Source organism: Sphingomonas sp. AX6 (assembly GCF_902506605.1).
Classification (GTDB): Bacteria; Pseudomonadota; Alphaproteobacteria; order Sphingomonadales; family Sphingomonadaceae; genus Sphingomonas.
This window is the reverse complement of sequence record NZ_LR733979.1, coordinates 1,548,002-1,567,182: the sequence shown is the minus strand read 5'-3', so window position 1 is coordinate 1,567,182 and position 19,181 is coordinate 1,548,002. Positions and strand designations below refer to the sequence as shown.

At 64.2% G+C, this 19,181-nt stretch carries 20 protein-coding genes; 16 read left to right on the top strand and 4 right to left on the bottom strand.

Annotation, left to right across the window (positions count from 1 at the left end):
* Window positions 1-3 precede the first annotated feature (3 nt).
* From ENHY17A_RS07610 to tatC, 11 genes are all read left to right on the top strand, one after another.
* A complete protein-coding gene (locus ENHY17A_RS07610) occupies window positions 4-2,802 on the top strand; it encodes a DUF3857 domain-containing transglutaminase family protein (protein ID WP_159711556.1) in 2,799 nt (932 codons plus the stop codon).
* Between the two features lie 55 nt (window positions 2,803-2,857).
* Window positions 2,858-3,760 (top strand): EamA family transporter RarD, encoded by a 903-nt coding sequence (gene rarD, locus ENHY17A_RS07605; protein WP_159711554.1) that lies wholly within the window; start codon window positions 2,858-2,860, stop codon window positions 3,758-3,760.
* 47 nt (window positions 3,761-3,807) lie between these two features.
* Window positions 3,808-5,532: an arginine--tRNA ligase gene (gene argS, locus ENHY17A_RS07600; RefSeq protein ID WP_159714303.1), complete on the top strand. Its 1,725-nt coding sequence runs from the start codon at window positions 3,808-3,810 to the stop codon at window positions 5,530-5,532.
* A complete protein-coding gene (locus ENHY17A_RS07595) occupies window positions 5,532-6,287 on the top strand; it encodes an SPOR domain-containing protein (protein WP_159711552.1) in 756 nt (251 codons plus the stop codon). The genes argS and ENHY17A_RS07595 overlap by 1 nt, the downstream gene beginning before the upstream one ends.
* A gap of 266 nt (window positions 6,288-6,553) precedes the next feature.
* Window positions 6,554-7,561, top strand: a complete 1,008-nt coding sequence (locus ENHY17A_RS07590) for a glycoside hydrolase family 3 N-terminal domain-containing protein (RefSeq protein WP_159711550.1) — start codon at window positions 6,554-6,556, stop codon at window positions 7,559-7,561.
* A gap of 124 nt (window positions 7,562-7,685) precedes the next feature.
* Window positions 7,686-8,024, top strand: a complete 339-nt coding sequence (locus tag ENHY17A_RS07585) for a GFA family protein (RefSeq protein ID WP_159711548.1) — start codon at window positions 7,686-7,688, stop codon at window positions 8,022-8,024.
* Between the two features lie 342 nt (window positions 8,025-8,366).
* The gene (locus ENHY17A_RS07580; RefSeq protein ID WP_159711546.1) at window positions 8,367-9,092 is read left to right on the top strand and encodes a segregation and condensation protein A; all 726 of its coding nucleotides are present in this window, start codon (window positions 8,367-8,369) and stop codon (window positions 9,090-9,092) included.
* Window positions 9,089-9,676 carry an SMC-Scp complex subunit ScpB gene (gene scpB / locus ENHY17A_RS07575; RefSeq protein ID WP_236547803.1) on the top strand — a complete coding sequence of 196 codons (588 nt, stop codon included), beginning with the start codon at window positions 9,089-9,091 and terminating at the stop codon, window positions 9,674-9,676. The genes ENHY17A_RS07580 and scpB overlap by 4 nt, the downstream gene beginning before the upstream one ends.
* A 28-nt stretch (window positions 9,677-9,704) precedes the next feature.
* A complete protein-coding gene (locus tag ENHY17A_RS07570) occupies window positions 9,705-9,974 on the top strand; it encodes a twin-arginine translocase TatA/TatE family subunit (protein WP_159711544.1) in 270 nt (89 codons plus the stop codon).
* Between the two features lie 71 nt (window positions 9,975-10,045).
* On the top strand, window positions 10,046-10,489 hold the full coding sequence (gene tatB, locus ENHY17A_RS07565; protein WP_159711542.1) for a Sec-independent protein translocase protein TatB: 444 nt from the start codon (window positions 10,046-10,048) through the stop codon (window positions 10,487-10,489).
* The gene (gene tatC / locus ENHY17A_RS07560; RefSeq protein WP_159711540.1) at window positions 10,486-11,259 is read left to right on the top strand and encodes a twin-arginine translocase subunit TatC; all 774 of its coding nucleotides are present in this window, start codon (window positions 10,486-10,488) and stop codon (window positions 11,257-11,259) included. The genes tatB and tatC overlap by 4 nt, the downstream gene beginning before the upstream one ends.
* Before the next feature lie 56 nt (window positions 11,260-11,315).
* On the opposite strand, the gene ENHY17A_RS07555 is transcribed toward tatC, so the two are convergent.
* The 3 genes from ENHY17A_RS07555 to ENHY17A_RS14720 form a co-directional block, all read right to left on the bottom strand.
* Window positions 11,316-11,441: an entericidin A/B family lipoprotein gene (locus tag ENHY17A_RS07555; protein ID WP_159711538.1), complete on the bottom strand. Its 126-nt coding sequence runs from the start codon at window positions 11,439-11,441 to the stop codon at window positions 11,316-11,318.
* 288 nt (window positions 11,442-11,729) lie between these two features.
* On the bottom strand, window positions 11,730-13,316 hold the full coding sequence (locus tag ENHY17A_RS07550; protein WP_159711536.1) for a sensor histidine kinase: 1,587 nt from the start codon (window positions 13,314-13,316) through the stop codon (window positions 11,730-11,732).
* A gap of 10 nt (window positions 13,317-13,326) precedes the next feature.
* On the bottom strand, window positions 13,327-13,692 hold the full coding sequence (locus ENHY17A_RS14720; RefSeq protein ID WP_236547802.1) for a NepR family anti-sigma factor: 366 nt from the start codon (window positions 13,690-13,692) through the stop codon (window positions 13,327-13,329).
* 86 nt (window positions 13,693-13,778) lie between these two features.
* On the opposite strand from ENHY17A_RS14720, the gene ENHY17A_RS07540 reads away from it, so the two are divergent.
* From ENHY17A_RS07540 to ENHY17A_RS07535, 3 genes are all read left to right on the top strand, one after another.
* Entirely contained in the window at window positions 13,779-14,579 is an 801-nt protein-coding gene (locus ENHY17A_RS07540) for a response regulator (protein ID WP_159711534.1), read from the top strand.
* A gap of 48 nt (window positions 14,580-14,627) precedes the next feature.
* Window positions 14,628-14,762, top strand: a complete 135-nt coding sequence (locus ENHY17A_RS14820; RefSeq protein WP_268893991.1) for a hypothetical protein — start codon at window positions 14,628-14,630, stop codon at window positions 14,760-14,762.
* 70 nt (window positions 14,763-14,832) lie between these two features.
* Window positions 14,833-15,471, top strand: a complete 639-nt coding sequence (locus ENHY17A_RS07535; protein WP_159711532.1) for a sigma-70 family RNA polymerase sigma factor — start codon at window positions 14,833-14,835, stop codon at window positions 15,469-15,471.
* Window positions 15,472-15,648: 177 nt separating this feature from the next.
* Here the strand turns inward: ENHY17A_RS07535 and ENHY17A_RS07530 are convergent, their stop codons facing one another.
* Complete coding sequence (locus ENHY17A_RS07530) at window positions 15,649-15,909, bottom strand: hypothetical protein (RefSeq protein WP_236547801.1); 261 nt, start codon at window positions 15,907-15,909, stop codon at window positions 15,649-15,651.
* On the opposite strand from ENHY17A_RS07530, the gene ENHY17A_RS07525 reads away from it, so the two are divergent.
* Window positions 15,908-18,619, top strand: a complete 2,712-nt coding sequence (locus ENHY17A_RS07525; RefSeq protein ID WP_159711528.1) for a bifunctional [glutamine synthetase] adenylyltransferase/[glutamine synthetase]-adenylyl-L-tyrosine phosphorylase — start codon at window positions 15,908-15,910, stop codon at window positions 18,617-18,619. The genes ENHY17A_RS07530 and ENHY17A_RS07525 overlap by 2 nt on opposite strands.
* Window positions 18,616-19,080 (top strand): peroxiredoxin, encoded by a 465-nt coding sequence (locus tag ENHY17A_RS07520; RefSeq protein WP_159711526.1) that lies wholly within the window; start codon window positions 18,616-18,618, stop codon window positions 19,078-19,080. The genes ENHY17A_RS07525 and ENHY17A_RS07520 overlap by 4 nt, the downstream gene beginning before the upstream one ends.
* Window positions 19,081-19,181 lie beyond the last annotated feature (101 nt).

Genomic DNA, 19,181 nt, shown 5'->3' with positions numbered 1-19,181 from the left:
GGAATGCGTTGGGGTCTGGGCGTAACGGTCGTCGCATTGGCCGGGACAAGTGCATCAGTGGCGATGGCAAACGAGACGCCGGTCTATCGCGCCGCACCCGCATGGGCGAAACCTGCGCCGCCGATCGACCTTGCGAAGCTCGACGCCAATTCGCCGGTGTTGCTGATCCTCGACCAGCAACATCGGTTCGAGAGCGGTCGAGTCACAATCTATGCCGATCAGGCGCTGCGCATGGCGTCCGCGCAGGTCGTCAGCCAGGCGGGCACGGTCCAGCTGCCATGGCAGCCGCATCACGGCGAATTGGTCATCCACCGTGCGCAAATTCTGCGCGCCGGGGAGACCATCGATCTGTTGGCGAAGGGCGAGCGCTTTGCGGTTCTCCAGCGCGAGGAGCAGCTTGAACAACTTCAGATGACCGGCGTGCTGACCGCCACAATGACCGTTCAGGGGTTGCGCGTCGGCGACGTGCTGCGCATCACCACGTCGGTCACCAACAAGGATGAGGCGCTGAACGGGCAGGCGCAGACGGTCGTGCCGCTGATCGGCGATCCGGCGCGCGCCGATTTCGCGCGGGTGCGGGTGCTGTGGCCGGAGGGTACGCCGCTCAAATGGCGCGCGCTGGCCAGCGGAGCGACGCCGCGCCAGAGCAACGCCGACGGGTTCGACGAGGTCGAATTCGTCGGTACGCTCGCAAAGACGCCCGATCTGCCCGACGACGCGCCAATGCGGTTTCGCCCGCTGCCAATCGTTGAAGCCACCACCTTTGCCGACTGGCGGGCGGTGTCGCGCACCATGGCACCGCATTATGCAACCGAAGGGCTGATCGCGTCGGATAGTCCGCTGGCTGCTGAAGTCGCCAAGATCAAGGCCCAGAGCGCCGATCCGCGCACCCGCGCGGCGCTGGCGCTGCAATTCGTTCAGGACGAAATCCGCTATTTGTTCAACGGCATGGCGGGCGGCAATTATGTGCCCCAGTCGCCGAGCCAGACCTGGTCGCTGCGCTATGGCGATTGCAAGGCAAAGACGCTGTTGCTGCTCGCGATGCTGCGTGAAATGGACATCACGGCCGAGGCCGTGCTGGCGCATACGCAGATGGGCGATTTCGTACCCAAACGCCTGCCTAGCGCCGCCGCGTTCGACCATGTCGTCGTGCGTGGCGAAATCGACGGTCGGTCGCTCTGGCTGGACGGCACGCGGTCGGGTGACCGGCTGGCGGACATCGGCGACGCGTTGCCGTTCCGCCACGTTTTACCGCTGCGCGCCGACGGCGCCGATTTGATGCCACTTGAACTGCGCGCGCCGCACCGGGCCGATTTCGACACCCTGCTCGAACTCGACCAGCGGGCCGGGGTCGATTTTCCCGCACCCTTCACGATCCGGATGACGTTTCGCGGCCAGCACGCACAGCAGTTGCAGCAATTGGGCAGTCAGGGGACGCGCGATCAACTCGCCGAAGCCACCACCGGCCTGATCCGTCCCTATGTCGGGACCGGCACCGTGTATGGTGAAAAGGTCGATTATGATGCGAGTTCGGCGACGGCGACGTTGACCGCGTCGGGGGTTACCTATCCGGGCTGGAAACGAGAGGGTGCTGTAAAGCGCATCGCCATCGAATATCTTCTCGGCAATGTGAACTTCGCGCCCGATCGTTCGCGCGGCAGTTGGCGCGACATTCCGGTCGCGACCGGCGATCCGGCGCGGATGGTGGTCACAACCCGCACGCGAATGCCTGCCGATGTGCGGATCGAAGGCACGCCGGACTGGTCGGCGACGATAGGCGGGTTGGAAATGGGTCGCGCCGTATCGCTGGAGCGCGGTCTGCTGACGATCCGCGAGCTTCAGGCGGCAAACGGGGCGGAAGTCGCGACCGCCGATCTGGCGGCCACGCGTCAGGCGATCGCGCGAGCCAAATCCGACCTGGCCTATGCGGTATCGCCCGACCAGACGCCGATATGGCAACAGATCGACCGCGGACGCGGCGTCGGGCGGTTCGATCCGATCCTGGCGGCCTACGCCGCCGACATCGCGCAATCGCCTGACAACAGTACGCTATTGTCCAACCGCGCCTGGTTCCGCGCGCGCATCCGCGACACCAAAGGCGCGATCGACGATCTGACTGCGGCGATCGCGATCGACGACAAACCGCAATATCGGCTGACCCGCGGCGGTCATTACCGGACACTGGGCGACGATGTGAAGGCGATGGCTGATTTCGACGCGGCCCATGAACTCGACGCGAGCGACGCAGGCGCAATCCGCGCGTTGGCGATGCTGCGCGCCGAACGCGGCGATGGGGACGGGGCACTAGCGCTGGTCGATCCCCGCGCGTCCGCAGATGACGAAGACGGCCGCGGTTTCCTGGCAGTCAAGGCGACTGTGCTCGCCCGTACCGGCGCGGTGGACGACGCCGTCGAAGCGCTCGACGCCGCGATCGCCGCCGCGCCGCGTGACGCGACGATGCTGAACAACCGCTGCTGGCTGAAAGGGACCGAGAATGTCGCCCTCGCCGCCGCGCTTGAGGATTGCACTCGGGCGATCACGCTGGCGGAAAATCCGGCCGCGGCGCTCGACAGCCGGGCGATGGTCTATTTCCGCATGGGGCGGCTGGAAGAGGCGATCGCCGATCTGAACGCCGCGCTCGACATTGTGCCCGACATGCCCGCCGCGACCTATCTGCGTGGAATCGTTCTGTCGCATCGCGGCGACGCGAAGGGGGCGAGGCGCGATCTCGACGCCGCCCGGATGATGTCGCCCCGGATCGGCGAGGATTATGATCGCTGGGGGGTAAAGCCCAGGGTTTGACCGCCCAAGCAATGCCGCCCTTGTTCGCAGGCGCAGCAAGGCCTAGCTGCGCTTCATGCAAGCACCCGCAACCCCCGCCGCCAGTTTAGACCGCCGCGGGCTCGCCTTTGGGCTGGGTGCCTATTTGATCTGGGGGTTCCTGCCGCTTTACTTCCTGCTTTTGGCGGGGGTGACGGCGGGGGAGATCGTGGCGGACCGCGTCGTCTGGTCGCTGGTGTTGCTGGTCGGTATTCTCGCGGTGACGGGGCGGTTCGGGAAATTGCTCGCGGTGCTGCGTGACACCCGCACCCTGGGGCTGCTGGCGGTCAGCGCGGCGCTGATTTCGGTCAACTGGCTGATCTATATCTGGGCGGTGCAGAATGGGCATGTGCTGGCGGCGAGCCTGGGCTATTTCCTCAACCCGCTGGTCAATGTGCTGATCGGGGTGGTCGTGTTGGGCGAGCGGTTGACGCGCACCCAGATGGCGGCGGTTGCGCTCGCCGCGGCGGGCGTGATTGTACTGGCGGTCGGGGCAGGCGCGGGGCTGTGGATCAGCCTGACGCTGGCGGTGTCCTTCGCGTTCTACGGTCTGGTGCGAAAAGTGGCACCGGTCGAATCGCTTGAGGGGCTGACGATCGAGACCGCGATCCTGACGCCCTTCGCGCTCGCCTATATGGCGTGGCTGGCGCGCAGCGATGCGCTGATCTTCGGCGATGCGGCGGGGATGACCGGGTTGCTGGTGCTGGCGGGCGCGGTGACCGCGGTGCCGCTGCTGCTGTTCGCGGGCGCGGCGCGGTTGCTGCCCTATTCGACGTTGGGCTTGCTGCAATATCTGGCACCGACGCTGCAGTTTTTGCTGGCGATCACGGTGTTCGGCGAAGTCATGACGCTGTCGCACATCATCTGTTTTGCGCTGATCTGGAGCGGGCTTGCCCTCTATGTGTTTGGCAGCGTGCGGAGGCCGCGCCCAACCCCCTGACGATTGGGCTTTTGCGCGGGGCCATCGCTTGGTCTATGCGCGCGACCATGACGCTCTACACCCGCTTTGCCGCGCATATCGATGCCGCGCTCGACACGCTCGTTTCCACCGGCGACCTGCCCGCCGACCTCAACCGTCGCGCGGTGACGGTCGAGCCGCCGCGCGATGCCAGCCACGGCGATCTCGCGACCAACGCGGCGATGGTGCTGGCCAAGCCCGCGGGCACCAATCCGCGCGCGCTGGCAGAGAAGATCGCCGCTGAACTGGGAAAGATCGACGAGGTGGCCAGCGTTTCCGTCGCAGGGCCGGGCTTCATCAATCTGAGCCTGAACGACGAAACCTGGCGCGACGAACTGCGCGCGATCGATGCCGCGGGCGACGCATATGGCAAGTCCGACATGGGCACCGGCCGCACGGTCAACATCGAATATGTCTCCGCCAATCCGACCGGGCCGATGCACATGGGCCATTGCCGCGGCGCGGTGGTCGGCGATGCGCTGGCGAGCCTGCTGGAATGGGCGGGGCATAAGGTCATCCGCGAATATTACGTGAATGATGCGGGCGGGCAGGTCGATGTTCTCGCGCGGTCGGCCCACCTGCGCTACCGCGAGGCGCTGGGCGAGACGATCGAGATTCCGGAAGGGCTGTATCCGGGCGAATATCTGAAACCCGTCGGCGCGAAGCTGGCGGCGGAGCATGGCGACAAGTTCGTGTCCGCCACCGAAGCCGAATGGCTGGCGCCGTTCCGCAAGGAAGCGGTCGCGGCAATGCTGGTGATGATCCGCGACGATTTGGCGCTGCTGGGCATCCATCACGACCTGTTCTCATCCGAAGCCGAGCTTCAGGCTGCGGGCAAGCCAGAGGCGGCGGAAGCGTGGCTGCGCGAGCGCGACCTAGTGTATGACGGCGTGCTGGAGGCTCCCAAGGGTGAGACGCCCGAGGATTGGGAACCGGTCGAACTCCCCCTATTCCGCTCGTCCAAATTTGGCGACGATCAGGATCGCCCGATCAAGAAATCGGACGGTAGCTGGACCTATTTCGGGGCCGACCTCGCCTATCATTTCCAGAAAGCGCAATCCGCCGACGAACTGATCGACATCTGGGGCGCGGACCATGCGGGCACGGTCAAGCGCATCGTCGCTGCGGTCGCCGCGCTGACCGAAGGCAAGACCCGGTTCGACGTGAAGCTGGTGCAGATGGTCCGACTGCTGCGCGGCGGCGAGCCGGTAAAGATGTCCAAACGCTCGGGCAATTTCGTCACGCTGGCCGATGTCGTGCGCGAAGTCGGCAAGGACGTCGTCCGTTTCACCATGCTGACGCGCAAGGCCGATGCCCAAATGGACTTTGATTTTGCCAAGGTGGTGGAGGCGTCGAAGGACAATCCGGTGTTCTATGTTCAGTATGCCCATGCGCGACTCGCTTCGCTCAATCGTCGTGCCGCAGAGGCACAGGTCGCGGCCAATGCGGAGCACCTGTCCCTGCTTGATACAGAGGATCTGGCGCTGGTGAAGCGCGCCGCCCAGTTCCCGCGCATCGTCGAGAGTGCGGCACTGGCGCGTGAGCCGCATAGAATCGCCTTTTATCTCTACGACTTGGCCGCCGATTTCCATGCTGCCTGGAATGTCGGCAACGATCGTCCGGATCGCCGGACGCTGATTGCGGAGAATCCGGCGCTTAGCAGTGCGCGGCTTTTCATGGCCGACGCAATCGGGCAAATTATCCGCAATGGTTTGCGCGTCATGGGCGTGGAGGCCGCGACGGAGATGAATTGATGAGTGACGGCAGGGGCGGGACAAGCGATGGGTGGCGCGATACCACCCGACGTGACGACGGCCTGCCGTGGCTCGAGTCCGCTGGTGAGGACTTCGCCGAGGAGGGTGGCCGCAATCGGGGCGTGCTGCTGTTCGTGGTCGCGGTCGCGATCATCGGTGCGGTCGCGTTCGGCTGGTGGTACGCCAATCGACCCGGCGGCGGTCCCGATGGCACCGGCGAACTGATCGCCGCACCCGAGGGCGATTACAAGACCAAGCCCGATCAGCCCGGCGGCATGGACGTCGCGGGCAAGGGCGATCAGGTATTCGTCACCAGCGAAGGCGGGGCGAGCAACGGATCGGTCGATCTGGGCGCGGTGCCCGAAGCGCCGGTGCAGGGCACGGTTCAGCGGAAAGCGCCGCCGCCGGTGGTCGAAGGATCGAAGCGTGTCGTCGCCAACGTGCCGCAGGCCAAGGGCCGCGTCGAGGCGCGCGCGCCGGTGCAGGCCGCACCCCCGACGGCGCGCGGCACCGCGGGTGGATCGGTGGTGCAGCTTGGCTCCTTCCCGAGCGAAGGCGGGGCGAACGGTGCATGGAAGCAGTTGTCGAGCCGGTTCTCGTACCTCGCCCCGCTGGGCAAGGCGGTGGAGAAGGCCGAAGTCGATGGCCGCACCGTATTCCGGTTGCGCGTGAATGCGGGCAGCGCGGCGCAGGCACGCGAATTGTGCGGCAAGCTGAAGGTCGCGGGCGAGCCTTGTTTCGTGGCGGGTTCGTAACTCACCGCTCCCCAGCATTCATTCCGTCATCCCAGCGTAAGCTGGGATATCATGCCGTAAGCGCGCGCTCACGATCGCCCGATATCCCAGCCTTCGCTGGGATGACGGGTTGGGGATAAGGGCGCACCCCCATTTACCGTTCGTGCTGAGCGTGTCGAAGCACAAACGGGGAGGGGTTTGGCGAGTCTCTGACGGCATCTTGCTGAACCGTCCCCAGCCGCCTCGTCCTCTCGCCATGTCTCCAAACGCACGCTAAACCCGCGTCCATGAAGCCTGTAATCTTCGGCCTGTCCGGCCCCGCACTGACCCCCGACGAACGCGCATTCTTCGCGGAAAGCCAGCCCGCGGGCTTCATCCTGTTCAAACGCAATTGCGAAACCCGCGCCCAGATGCGCGCACTCACCGATTCCCTTCGCGACCTGACCGGCCGCGACGATGTACCGATCCTGATCGATCAGGAGGGCGGTCGCGTCGCGCGGATGCAGCCACCCGAATGGCCCGAATTTCCGGCAGGTCCGGCGTTCGACCGGCTCTATGACCTGGCACCGTCCTCCGCGATCGAGGCGGCGCGGGCGAACGGCCATGCGCTGGGGCTGATGCTCAGCGACGTCGGGGTCAATGTCGATTGCCTGCCGCTGCTCGACCTCGCCTCGCCGGACACCACGCCCGCCGTTGCGTCGCGCGCACTGGGCAGCGATCCGATGCGGGTGGCGGCGCTGGGTCGCGCCACGCTCGACGGGCTGAAATCGGGCGGCGTGGTCGGGGTGGTCAAACACATGCCCGGTCATGGGCGCGCGCGCGTCGACAGCCATTACGAACTGCCCGTGGTCGATGCGAGCGACGCCGAACTGGAAGCCGACATCGCGCCGTTCCGCACGCTCAACTGGGCACCGATGGGCATGACCTGCCACCTGATGTTCACCGCCTGGGACGCGGAAAACCCCGCATCGCTGTCGAAGAAGATCATCGAGCAGGTCATCCGCGGTCGCATCGGTTTCGACGGGCTGTTGATGACCGACGATATCGACATGAAGGCGCTGTCGGGCACCGCCGGCGAAAAAGCCGCCCGCGCAGTGGCAGCAGGGTGCGACCTAGTGCTCGATTGCTGGGCGCGGATGGACGAGATGGAAGAGATCGCGTCGCGGCTGAGTGAGATGGGCGCCAAGTCGCGCGAACGGCTGGACCGGGCGATGGCGACGATCGCGAGTGTTGCGGACAGCGCGGAGATGGTGGAACTGGTCGCTAAGCGGGATGAGTTGCTGGCTTTGGCGTAATGACAGCTAACGACCCCATTGCGGGCATTCGATCGCTGCGTAAACTCGACCGGTGGAGCAGCTAGGGCTCGCCAGACCGGTTCGGCCAGCAAGCTGTCCCCCTTCGAATGGAGGAACAACGAGGATGAGCGAACATCAGGGAAGTTGCCACTGCGGGCGGACTCGGCTGCTCTTGCGCGAAGAGCCGTCCGAAGCCGGCGAATGTAATTGCTCGATATGTCGGCGCACTGCCAGCCTATGGCACTATTGCCCTCCGGACGCTGTCACGGTGGAGGGTGAAGGCATCTCTTACCAGCAGGGCGACCGCGCACTGGACCTCTGGCATTGCCCGACCTGCGGCTGCATAACGCACTGGACGGCGACCGATCCGGCCTATCAGCGCATGGGGCTCAACCTTCGAATGTTTGAACCCTCATTGTGGCGCGATCTGCCGCGTCGAATGATCGACGGCGCGCGCTATTAGTGCGCCTTCTCTGTCTTCGACTCTCAACCCCCTTCCCCACGACCGCAAATGTCCGATGTCCACCCAATTCCCGCCGTTCATTCCACTGGCAATGTAGGATTTCATCTGATCTATCCTGATGGATGGAACACGCCTCCAGCCAAATCGAACACCCCTTCGTCGCGCCAACGACGCGCACCCGCCGCGTGATTGGCGCATCGGTGTCGCGTCGCAGACGTCACCCGGTCGCTTCCGGCGAAAAACTGGCGAGACTGTCAACTTTGTCAACTTGTTCAGGAAACGCGCCGCCGTTCCGAACGTCGCCATTCCACCCCAACCCCAACTTGCGCTAGGCTCTCGTCCGTGACCACCGAAACGCTTACGATCGATATCGACGGATGGGATGGGCCGCTCGACCTGTTGCTGGCGCTTGCGCGGACGCAGAAGGTCGATTTGCGGCAATTGTCGATCCTCGAACTGGTCGAGCAATATCTGGCGTTTATCGAAGGCGCACGGGCGGTGAAGCTGGAGGTTGCGGCCGATTATCTGGTGATGGCGGCGTGGCTCGCCTATCTGAAATCCGGGCTGTTGCTGCCGCGCGACCCGACGGTTGAGCCGTCGCCTGAGGAACTGGCGCTGCGGCTGCAATTGCGGCTGGAACGGCTGAATGCGATGCGCGAGGCGGGGGCGCGGCTGATCGCGCGTGACCGGATCGGGCGGGACGTGTTTCGGCGCGCGCTGCCCGAGGGATTGCGGGTGGTGCGCAGGAGCCTGTGGCAGGCCGAGATCTTCGATCTGATCGCCGCTTATGGTCGCATTTCGGCGCGCACCCGCCCGGTGCTGCATGTCGTCGCCAATCGTCCGGTGATGACGCTGGAGACCGCACTGGAGCGCGTGTCGGCGATGCTGGGCAGCGCGATCGAATGGACCGCGATCGAACGCTTCCTGCCCGGCGAGGCGGCGGGGGCGTATCGCAAGTCGGCGCTGGCGTCTTCCTTCGTCGCCGCGCTCGAGCTTGCGCGGCAGGGAAAGCTGGAGATGCAGCAGCAATCGGCGTTCGCACCGCTCTATCTGAAGGCGGCCCCATGACCGATGAACGCATGATCGACGAAACCCGGCGCGCGGTGGAAGCGGTGCTGTTCGCCGCCGATGCGCCGATGACGGTCGCCGAAATCCGCGCCTATGTCGGCGACGCGGTCGATGTCCGCGCCGCACTCGATGCGCTGGTCGAGGATTATGCGGTGCGCGGCATTCATCTGGTGAAGCGCGGCGATCGCTGGCATTTCGAGACCGCGCCCGACCTCGCCAATTTCCTGCGCCGCGACCGCGAGGAACCGCGCAAGCTGTCCCGCGCGGGGATCGAGACGCTGGCGATCATCGCCTATCATGAGCCGGTGACGCGGGCTGAGATCGAGGCGATCCGGGGGGTGCAGATTTCGAAAGGCACGCTGGACGTCCTGATGGAGGCGAGGTGGGCGCGGCCCGCGGGACGCCGAGAAGTGCCGGGGCGTCCGCTCACCTATGCCACCACGCCCGAATTCCTCAGCCATTTCGGGCTGCAGTCGCGGCGCGACTTGCCGGGTATCGACGATCTGCGTACGGCGGGGCTGCTCGATCCGGTCGATCTTGCGTTTGAAGGCTTAGAGGTGGAAAGCGACGCCGACTCCGCCTAGATAGGCGTGAGCTTAGGAGATTTACGCCATGGGTAGTTTCAGCCTGATGCATTGGCTGATCGTCGGGATCATCGTGATCCTGCTGTTCGGCGGCAGCCGCTTTTCGAACATGATGGGCGACGTCGCCAAGGGCATCAAGAATTTCAAGAAGGGCATGGCCGAGGAAGACGAGAAGCCCGTCGAGCCGAGCCGTATCGAGGCACCGCGCGCCGCCGACCCCCGTCCGGTCGAGCCCTATGCCGAGCCGCGTCCCGTCGATCCGGTGGCAACGCCCGCCCGCGACGATAGCCAGCGCTGAGCGCTCGCATTTCCTTTGCTGAGCGCGCGACGATCGCTTTCGCCGCGCGCCAGTTCCGTTAAGGCTCTTCGATGCTCGACGTCGCCCCGACCGAATTGCTGCTGATCGCGATTATCGCGTTGCTGGTGATCGGCCCCAAGGACTTGCCGAAAGCGATGCGCTTCGTCGGCAATTGGGTCGGCAAGGCTAAGCGCACTGCCGCGCATTTCCGCACCGGTATCGACACGATGATGCGCGAGGCCGAACTGGAGGAAATGGAAAAGAAATGGAAAGCGGAAAATGAGCGCATCATGCGCGAGCATCCGCCGACCGCGCACTATCCCGATCCGCCTGCGCCCCAAGCCTTGCCGCCGCACGAGGGGGACGTTGAGGAGGATGCCGGACCGCAGCAGACTGCCAAGCCCGTGATTCACGACGAGGCACCAGTCCGGCCCGAACCGACGCCCATCCGCGACGAACCCGAATTGCCGCTTGGGTCGCCCGAGCCGCTGCCGCGACCGGACCGGCTGCCATGAGGGACATCGATTCGTCGGAAGCGCCGCTGCTCGATCACCTGATCGAATTGCGCCGCCGGATGCTGTATTGCGTGGGCGCACTGCTGGTGACGTTCTTCGTCGCCTTCTATTTCGCCGAGCAGATTTTCGCGTTTCTGGTCCAGCCGCTGATTGCCGCCGGGCAGGAGCGGGTGATCTATACCCAATTGTTCGAGGCGTTTCTGGTCCAGGTGAAGGTCGCGTTCTTCTCCGCGATCATGCTGTCGTTCCCGGTGCTGGCCAACCAATTGTGGCAATTCGTCGCGCCGGGGCTCTACAAGCGTGAGAAGCGCGCGCTTCTGCCATTTCTGCTCGCGACGCCGGTGCTGTTCATCGGTGGGGCGTCCTTCGCCTATTTCATTGCGATCCCGACAGCACTGACGTTCCTGTTGCAATATCAGGGCGATATGGGCGGCATCCAGCAGGACGCCCTGCCGTCGGTCGGCAATTACCTGTCGTTCATCATGCAGTTCCTGTTCGCGTTCGGGATCAGTTTCCTGCTGCCGGTGCTGTTGATGCTGTTGGAGCGCTCCGGGATCGTGACGCTGGAGCAGCTCAAATCCGCGCGGCGCTACGCGATCGTGGTGGCGTTCATCCTGGCGGCGGTATTGACCCCGCCCGATGTGGTGTCGCAGTTCCTGCTCGCAGTCCCGCTGATCCTGCTTTACGAAATTGCGTTGATCGGCATCCGCTTCACCCGCAAGCGCGAAGCGGCGAAGGCTGAGGCCGAAGCAGAGCAAGCCGACGCATAGAAAAAGGGCCGCCGCTTGGTAGCGACGGCCCCTTTCATCTGCCTTACGGCGTCCGTTTAGTTAGCAGCATCCTCGACCGTGTCACCGGCCGACTGGACGTCGCGGCCGATGCCTTCGACCGTGTTGCACGCGCTAACCAGGAATGCGCTGGCGGCGAGGGCGATACCGATCATCTTACGCATAAAAATCCCTTTCGAAGTGACTAGACTGCGTCAATGCGCCACTGAACCAGTCGTTCCGCGAGGACAACGGATTTCGTCGCATTTAGCGCAGTGGATATTTGGGAAAAAGATTAAGGCCCGAAAACGTCACCGGGGGGGGGAGGGTGGACGGTTTCGGGCCTATGTCTTGGATAGCGAGAGCGGGGGGGCAAAGAGTCGCTATCCGAAGTGTAGAACGACGCATGTCAATGCGGGTTCCCGGTGCGATGCAAAAAAAGTTCGAAAAATCCGAAAAAAAGATTTGGACCCTCAACCAATCACCGAAATCGCGATGTCGTAGCTGCCGACGAGCGGATCATATTGGAGCGGGGCGCGCAACTGGCGGGCCAGGCCGCCGATCACCCTGCCGTAGCGCGACGCGCTGAGATGATCGAATTCCGGACTGGACACCAGCGACGGCGACGACGCCCTCAGCAGCGCGACGCCGCTATCGCTGCTGTGCGGTTTCAGCGAGATCGAAATCGAGGTCGGATTGCGCGCGGCCATCGCCAGTTCGATGATCTCCGTCATCAGGAATGCTGCGGCGACCGCGACGTCCTGGCTGACCATCATCGGATCGAGATCGAGCGTGATCGTCGGTGCGCCGTCGATGTCGGCGGCGGTGGCGCGGATGTTAGACGCCAGCTCGCCCAGCACGGATCGTAGTTCGATCCCGCGATTCTCCTCCATTTCCGCATAATGGTAACGGTGGACGACCGCGAGCGCATCGACGCGCCGCTGGATCGACGCATAGGCTTGTGCCGCCTCGCGCGTTTCGGCCCCGCGCGAATGGAAATTGATCAGGCTGGCGATGACCTGAAGATTGTTCTTCACCCGGTGATGGACTTCGCGAGTCAGCCGGGTCTGGCGGACCAGTCCCTGCGCCAGATTCTCCTCGTGTTCGGCGACGGTTTCGGTCAGCCGGCCAAAGGTCGCGCCCAATTCGCGAATTTCCTGCGCGGGGGCGCGCATCGCGGCGAGTTCGGGCATTGTCGTGCCCGGCACATAGCTGCCGACGGTCGTGCGCAAGCGGCGCAGGGGACGGATCAACAGGCGATCCACGACGAACCACGATATCGCCGCGGCGGCGAACCACATGATGAGCGGTAGCAGCATCGTCACCAAGATCGGCGGGGTGATCGGCGCAGCTCGTACCGATACGTCGAGTGCCAGTCCTTCGAATTCGAGATCGACCACCAGCCGCTCGCGCCGGTCGAGCGCGGTGCGCTCGGTCAATTCGCGCAAGGTCAGCGAATCGCCGCCTCGCGTCAGTCGCGCGGAATAGGGCGGGGCGAACTCGGTCGGACGCGCGATTTCGGCCAGAAAGCTCGATGGAAAGAACGCGGTCGCAGTCGCGGTGCCACGCGCGTTGACGATGCGGAGCGCCAAGCCCCGATCCTCGATGATCGTCGCTGCGGGATTGCCCGGCACGGGTGGCGTCTCGACTTCGGGAACATCGATCCGCGTGCCGCAGACCAATCGTCCGTCGATCGTCTCGACCGCGAAACGCGTGCCCGATGCGAATTGCTGCGCGAACACGCCCTGCAATCGCGCACAACCGGGGGCATTGGCGGGATCGCTGCCCAGCGTATCGAGCGCGACGCGCAGCGCCCCGATATCGCCCAGCAATTCGATCGACAGCGCGCGGGCGCTTTCGGTCGCAGCAACCCGCAACCGCGAACGCGTTTCCTGATCGGCGATGCGCGTTGTCTGGACCGAAGCGAAAAACGCGATGATGGCGAAGGGCAGCAGTGCGACCGAGAGGATCGCGAAGAGCTTTGCGCCGGTCGGAAGGTTGACGAACAAAGCCGCCGGGCGGCGGTCGGCCCCGCTGCCGGGTAGGGGCTGATCGGTCATGCGAGGAATGTCAGCCGAGTTTGTTCAACAGGTCGAGCATCGAATCCGGCACCTGTTCGTCGACCGCATCGTGATAGACCGCGCGCAACGCGTCACCCACGGATTTCTCCTTGGGATTGCGTAGGCCGGACTTGGGCGATGGAGCATTTGAAGTCTTGGAATCTGAAGTGTTCATTTCGTCCGTTCGACCGGGTTCATTTTCTGTACCGTTTCCCGACTGCACAACGTCCCCCTTAGAACCCGCATAATCCGGGACACTAAAAATCATCTCGCCACCGAAACGGGCGATTTTGGCGGCAGTTACACGCCACGCAGAAATCATGAAACCAAAGATCGCTTCGTTGGTTCCATGCTCGGTACAAAAATCGGGGGGCAAACTTCGATGCGTGCCGAATCAGGATTGCAAATGGTTGAATCGCTTCTCAAATGACGCGGTTCGCTTCGAAGGAGTTTATTTCGCCCATGTCGCTTGGACAGCAGCTCGCGCCGCATCTTCCCTTCCTGCGTCGCTACGGCCGCGCGCTCACTGGCAGCCAGACCGAGGGCGATCGCTACGTTCGCGCCACGCTCGAGGCGATCGTCGCAGCGCCCGAAGAATTTCCGCGCGATGTCGACCCGCGGTTGGGTCTGTACCGCACGTTTCAGGTCATCTGGTCGTCTACGCATGTCGACGACGGTGACGTCGATACCGGCGAGGACGATGATAACGAGGCGATCGCTCGTGCCCGGCTTGCCCGTATCGCCCCGATCTCGCGCCAGGCGCTGCTGCTGACCGCGATGGAAGGCTTCACCACCGAGGACACCGCCTATCTGATCGGTGCTTCGACCGGCGAAGTCGACGAACTGGTATCCGACGCATTGTCGGAAATCGATCGCCAGACCCGCGCCCGCGTGCTGATCATCGAGGATGAACCGATCATCGCGATGGACATCGAACAGATCGTCCGCGATCTGGGCCATGATGTGACCGGTGTCGCGGTCACCCGCGACGAAGCGGTGGCATTGGCGATGGAGGATCGGCCTGGTCTGGTGCTGGCCGACATTCAGCTTGCCGATGATTCGTCGGGGATCGACGCGGTCAAGGACATCCTGGCCGAATTCAACGTGCCCGTGATTTTCATCACGGCGTTCCCGGAGCGTCTTTTGACCGGCGAGCGGCCCGAGCCGACCTTCCTGATCACCAAGCCGTTCCAGCGTTCGACCGTGAAGGCGGCGATCAGCCAGGCGCTGTTTTTCGATCAGGCGACCGTTCCGGTCAATTAATTCGCGGATCGGGACGGACCCAAAACGATTTTCGGGGGTTGAGTGGGTATGGCTGACGACAAAGAAACCCATATCGATGGCGAGCGTGCACGTGCGGGGGCGACTCCGCACATGACGCGCGTCATCCTTCCCGTATCGCTGGTGCTGGTGATTATCGTCTTCGTCATACTCACCTATCTCTAGCAACCCCGCACTTCAGGCGTTACGTACGGCGGATGGTTCGCCATCCGCCTTTGCGCCCGATCGGAATTCGATGACCGACCCCGAACATGACGAAGACGGCGAACCCGTGGAACGGGTGGAGCATGTCCCGCTTTCCGATGATGACTTCAAAACCCAGCTTGCCCAGGTGATCCCGCATCTGCGGGCTTTCGGGCGTTCGCTATCGGGCAATCGCGACCTAGCCGACGATCTGGTGCAGGAAACGCTCCTCAAGGCATGGGCCGCGCGTCAGCGGTTTCAGGCGGGCACGAATATGCGCGCCTGGACCTTCATCATTCTGCGCAACCTGTTCCTGTCGCAGATGCGGCGTTCGCGGTTCCGCGGCGAGTGGGACGATCTGGTGGCGGACCGCATTCTGGCGGCACCGGCCAGCCAGGATCGTCATGTCGAATTGTCGGACATGCAGCGCGCCTTGCTGCATCTGCCGCAACCGCAGCGCGAGGCGCTGATTTTGGTCGGCGCGGGCGGCTTCGCATATGAAGAAGCCGCAGAAATCTGTGGTGTCGCCGTTGGCACGATCAAGAGCCGGGTGGCGCGCGGTCGTGTCGCGCTGGAGGGGTTGCTAAGCGACGGCCAGCTCGAATCGAGGCGGTTGCACAAGCAGGATCCGGATCGATCGACGCTCGATACCATCATGGACGAAGTGGACGAGCTCAGCCGCGGACGGTGAGATCGGATGGGATTTCCAGCTTTGTAAGATCTGGTTCTTAGGTCGAAAAGCTTCCCGACCCGTTCGCTTTGAGCCTCGTCGAGAAACGCTTGCCAACCCCACTTCACATTTCTCGACTGCGCTCGAAACGAAACGGGAGGCGCTGTGCTGAACTCGAATAAGCCGAGTCCGGAACCGTCAGTTTCTTGCCGAACCCGTCAGCCTGTCGAGCTTGTCGAGACATGCCTGCATGTCGCTGGGCAGCGCGTTCCGCTCATACGCCTGACGCAGGGCCGGACCGAGGCGTGCGATCTCCACCGGGCTTTGCACCACATAGGGGTGGCCCGCATGTCCGTTTCGGTCGGTTTGGCTCAGGAAGCTCATGCCGGGTAGAACGACCGAGAACGACAATCGTTGCCTGATTTCGCGGCGGTAAAGAAAAGGATGTGACTGCGGCATGACGGACACAGGTGGGCGGGTCGATATCGCTGACGCTTTGGCGCGGATCGCGGCGAACTCGCCGTTCCTGTCGATGACCGCCGCACGCGAGCCCGAATTGGTCGCCGAAATGGCGAAGGCGCTGGCCGATCCGATTGCGGTCGCCGAAGCGGGGACCACCGATATGCCGATCGCGCAGGCGCTACGCGTTGCGCGGCGGCGGCTGGCGCTGATCGTCGCGGTGGGCGACCTGGCGGGCACTTACGACCTCGAACGCGTGACCGGAATCCTCACCGATTTCGCCGATCGCGCGCTAGACCGGGCGATCCGTGCCGCAATCGGGGAGCGGACGCCGGGGGCCGAACCGCGCGGATTCGTCGCCATCGCGCTTGGCAAACAGGGTAGTCGCGAACTCAATTATTCGTCCGACATCGACCCGATCCTGTTGTTCGACCCGACAACGCTGCCGACCAAGCCGAACGAAGCCCCTGAAGAAGCGGCGGTGCGGATCGCAAAGCGGGTCGTCGAATTGCTTCAGGCGCGCGACGGCGACGGATATGTGCTGCGCGTCGATCTGCGACTGCGGCCATCGCCCGAAGCGACGCCGATCGCGATCCCGGTGGGAGCGGCAATCTCCTATTATGAATCGCAGGCGCTGCCGTGGGAACGCGCAGCATTCATCCGGGCGCGGGCGTGCGCGGGTGATGCAGCGCTCGGCGCGTATTTCCTCACCGCCATTCGACCGTTCGTGTGGCGACGCGCGCTCGACTATGGCGCGATCGGCGAGATTCGTTCGATCACGCGCCGAATCCGCGATCATTATGCGCAGGGCCAGGCATTCGGCCCCGGATATGACCTGAAACGCGGACGCGGCGGCATTCGCGAAGTCGAATTCTTCGCGCAGGTGCATCAACTGATTCATGGCGGTCGCGATCCGGCGCTGCGCGTGCCCGCGACGCTCGATGCGCTGGGCAATCTGGCGAAGGCGGGGTGGATCGGGGAACGGGACGCGGCGACACTCGGCGACGCTTATCGCTTGCTGCGGACGATCGAGCACCGGGTCCAGATGATCGACGATCGCCAGACCCATGCCCTACCGCAATCATGCGAGTCTCTGGATCAGGTCGCGCGCTTGCACGGGCTGGCGGACGGGGACGCTCTGATCGCGCTGGTGCGTCCGCATATCGAGGCGGTGGGGACGTTGTACGATGCGCTTGATGCCGACGATGCCGACACGTTGTCGAGCGAGCAGGAGTCGTTGATCGGGCAGTTGAAGACCGCCGGATTCGCCGATGCGGAACAGGCTGCGCGGCTGGTTCAGGGGTGGCGCGCAGCACGCTATCCGGCATTGCGCAGTCCGGCGGCGCAGACCGCGCTGGAGGCAGCGTTGCCCAGACTGGTCGAGGCGATGCGCGAGGCGGCGGACCCCGGTGCGGCGATGCTGCGGCTCGATGCGATCCTGTCGCGACTGCCGAGTGCGATCAATTTCTTTCGATTGATGGAGGCGCGCCCGGCGCTGGCACGGTTGCTGGGCACGATATTGAGTCATGCGCCGACGCTTGCCGACCTGTTGGGGCGGCGCGTCGAACTGCTCGACCGGTTGATCGACGCGACCGCGCTGGGCGAGGTGCCCGATGCGGAGGCGTTGGCGCACGAAATGCGCGGGGGCGATGCGCGCGGCGATTATCAGGCGCTGCTCGATCATGTTCGAAAGATCGTCAACGAAACGCGCTTCGCATTGGGGGTGCAGATCGTTGCGGGGGCGTCCGATCCGCTGATCGTATCCCACGGCTATGCACAACTGGCAGATGCTGCGCTTCAGGTGCTGGCCGATGCAACGATCGCCGAATTTGCGAGCGCGCATGGCCGGGTACCCGACAGCGAATTGATGATCCTGGCGCTGGGGCGCTATGGCGGAGCGGCGCTGACGCACGCATCGGACCTTGACCTGATCTATCTGTTTACCGGGGATTATTCGGCTGAATCGGACGGAAAGAAACCGCTCGGCGCTGTCCTTTACTACAACCGGCTGGCGCAGCGATTGTCGGGTGCGCTGTCGGTGCAGACCGCGTCGGGGCCGCTTTACGAAATCGATACGCGGTTGCGGCCTTCGGGGGCACAGGGACCATTGGTCGTGTCGCTCGACGGGTTCGCCAAATATCAGCGCGAGAAAGCGTGGACGTGGGAGCATATGGCGCTGACCCGCGCGCGTGCGGTCTATGGCTCGCCCGAAGCGCGGGCGGCGGTGCAGGGGGTGATCGACGCGGTGCTGGAGGGTGATCGACCGGCGCGCGATGTCGTGGCGGAAGCGGCACAGATGCGCGACGACATGGCGGCGCACAAGCCGCCGGCCGGGCCGTTCGACGTCAAGCTGCTGGAGGGCGGATTGGTCGATCTGGAGTTCGCGGTGCATGTCCAGCAGCTGATCCACCGCGCCGGGTTCGACCCGCATCTGGGCCGCGCGATCGGGTTGCTGGCGAAGGCCGGGTTGGTCTCGCCCGAGCTGGAGGGCGCGCACGACCTGATGACGCGGCTGCTGGTCGCGCTGCGGCTGGTCGCACCCGACGGCGATGCGCCGCCACCCGCAACCCAGGCGATCGTCGCGCAGGCTACCGGCCATGAGAATTGGGAAGCAGTGGTTGCGGCACTCGATACTGCGCGGCAAACGGTGCGCGAATGCTGGGCGCACGTGCGCGAGCAGACCAGCCAACAGACAGGAGTGACCCCATGACGATCGCTGTCGGAGATCCGTTGCCCGATGCCGTGCTGACGATGATGGACGGCAGCGCGCAGTCGCTGGCGAGCCGAAAGGGCAGGGCGCTGGTGCTCTATTTCTATCCCAAGGACGATACGCCCGGCTGCACCAAACAGGCTCAGGGGTTCAGCGATCTCGCGGGCGATTTCTCGGCGCTCGATGTCGATATCCTGGGCGTCTCGAAGGATACTCCCGCAAAGCACGCGAAGTTCGCGGCCAAGCATGATCTGAACATTGTGCTCGCAACCGACGACGGGTCGGTTCTCGAAACTTTCGGAGCATGGGTCGAGAAATCGCTTTATGGCCGAAAGTACATGGGGATCGACCGGTCGACCTTCCTGTTCGACGCCGATGGAACGCTCGTCCGCGAATGGCGCAAGGTACGGGTGCCGGGTCATGTCGAGGCGGTGTTGGAAGCGGCGCGGTCGCTTCGTTGAGATTGAACGATCGCACGAGGGGATGTCTTCGCCCGGACGGCGAGAATATCGGGTCGATCCACGCGCCCGAATCGGTACCTAAGCAAGATGGTTTCGTTGCC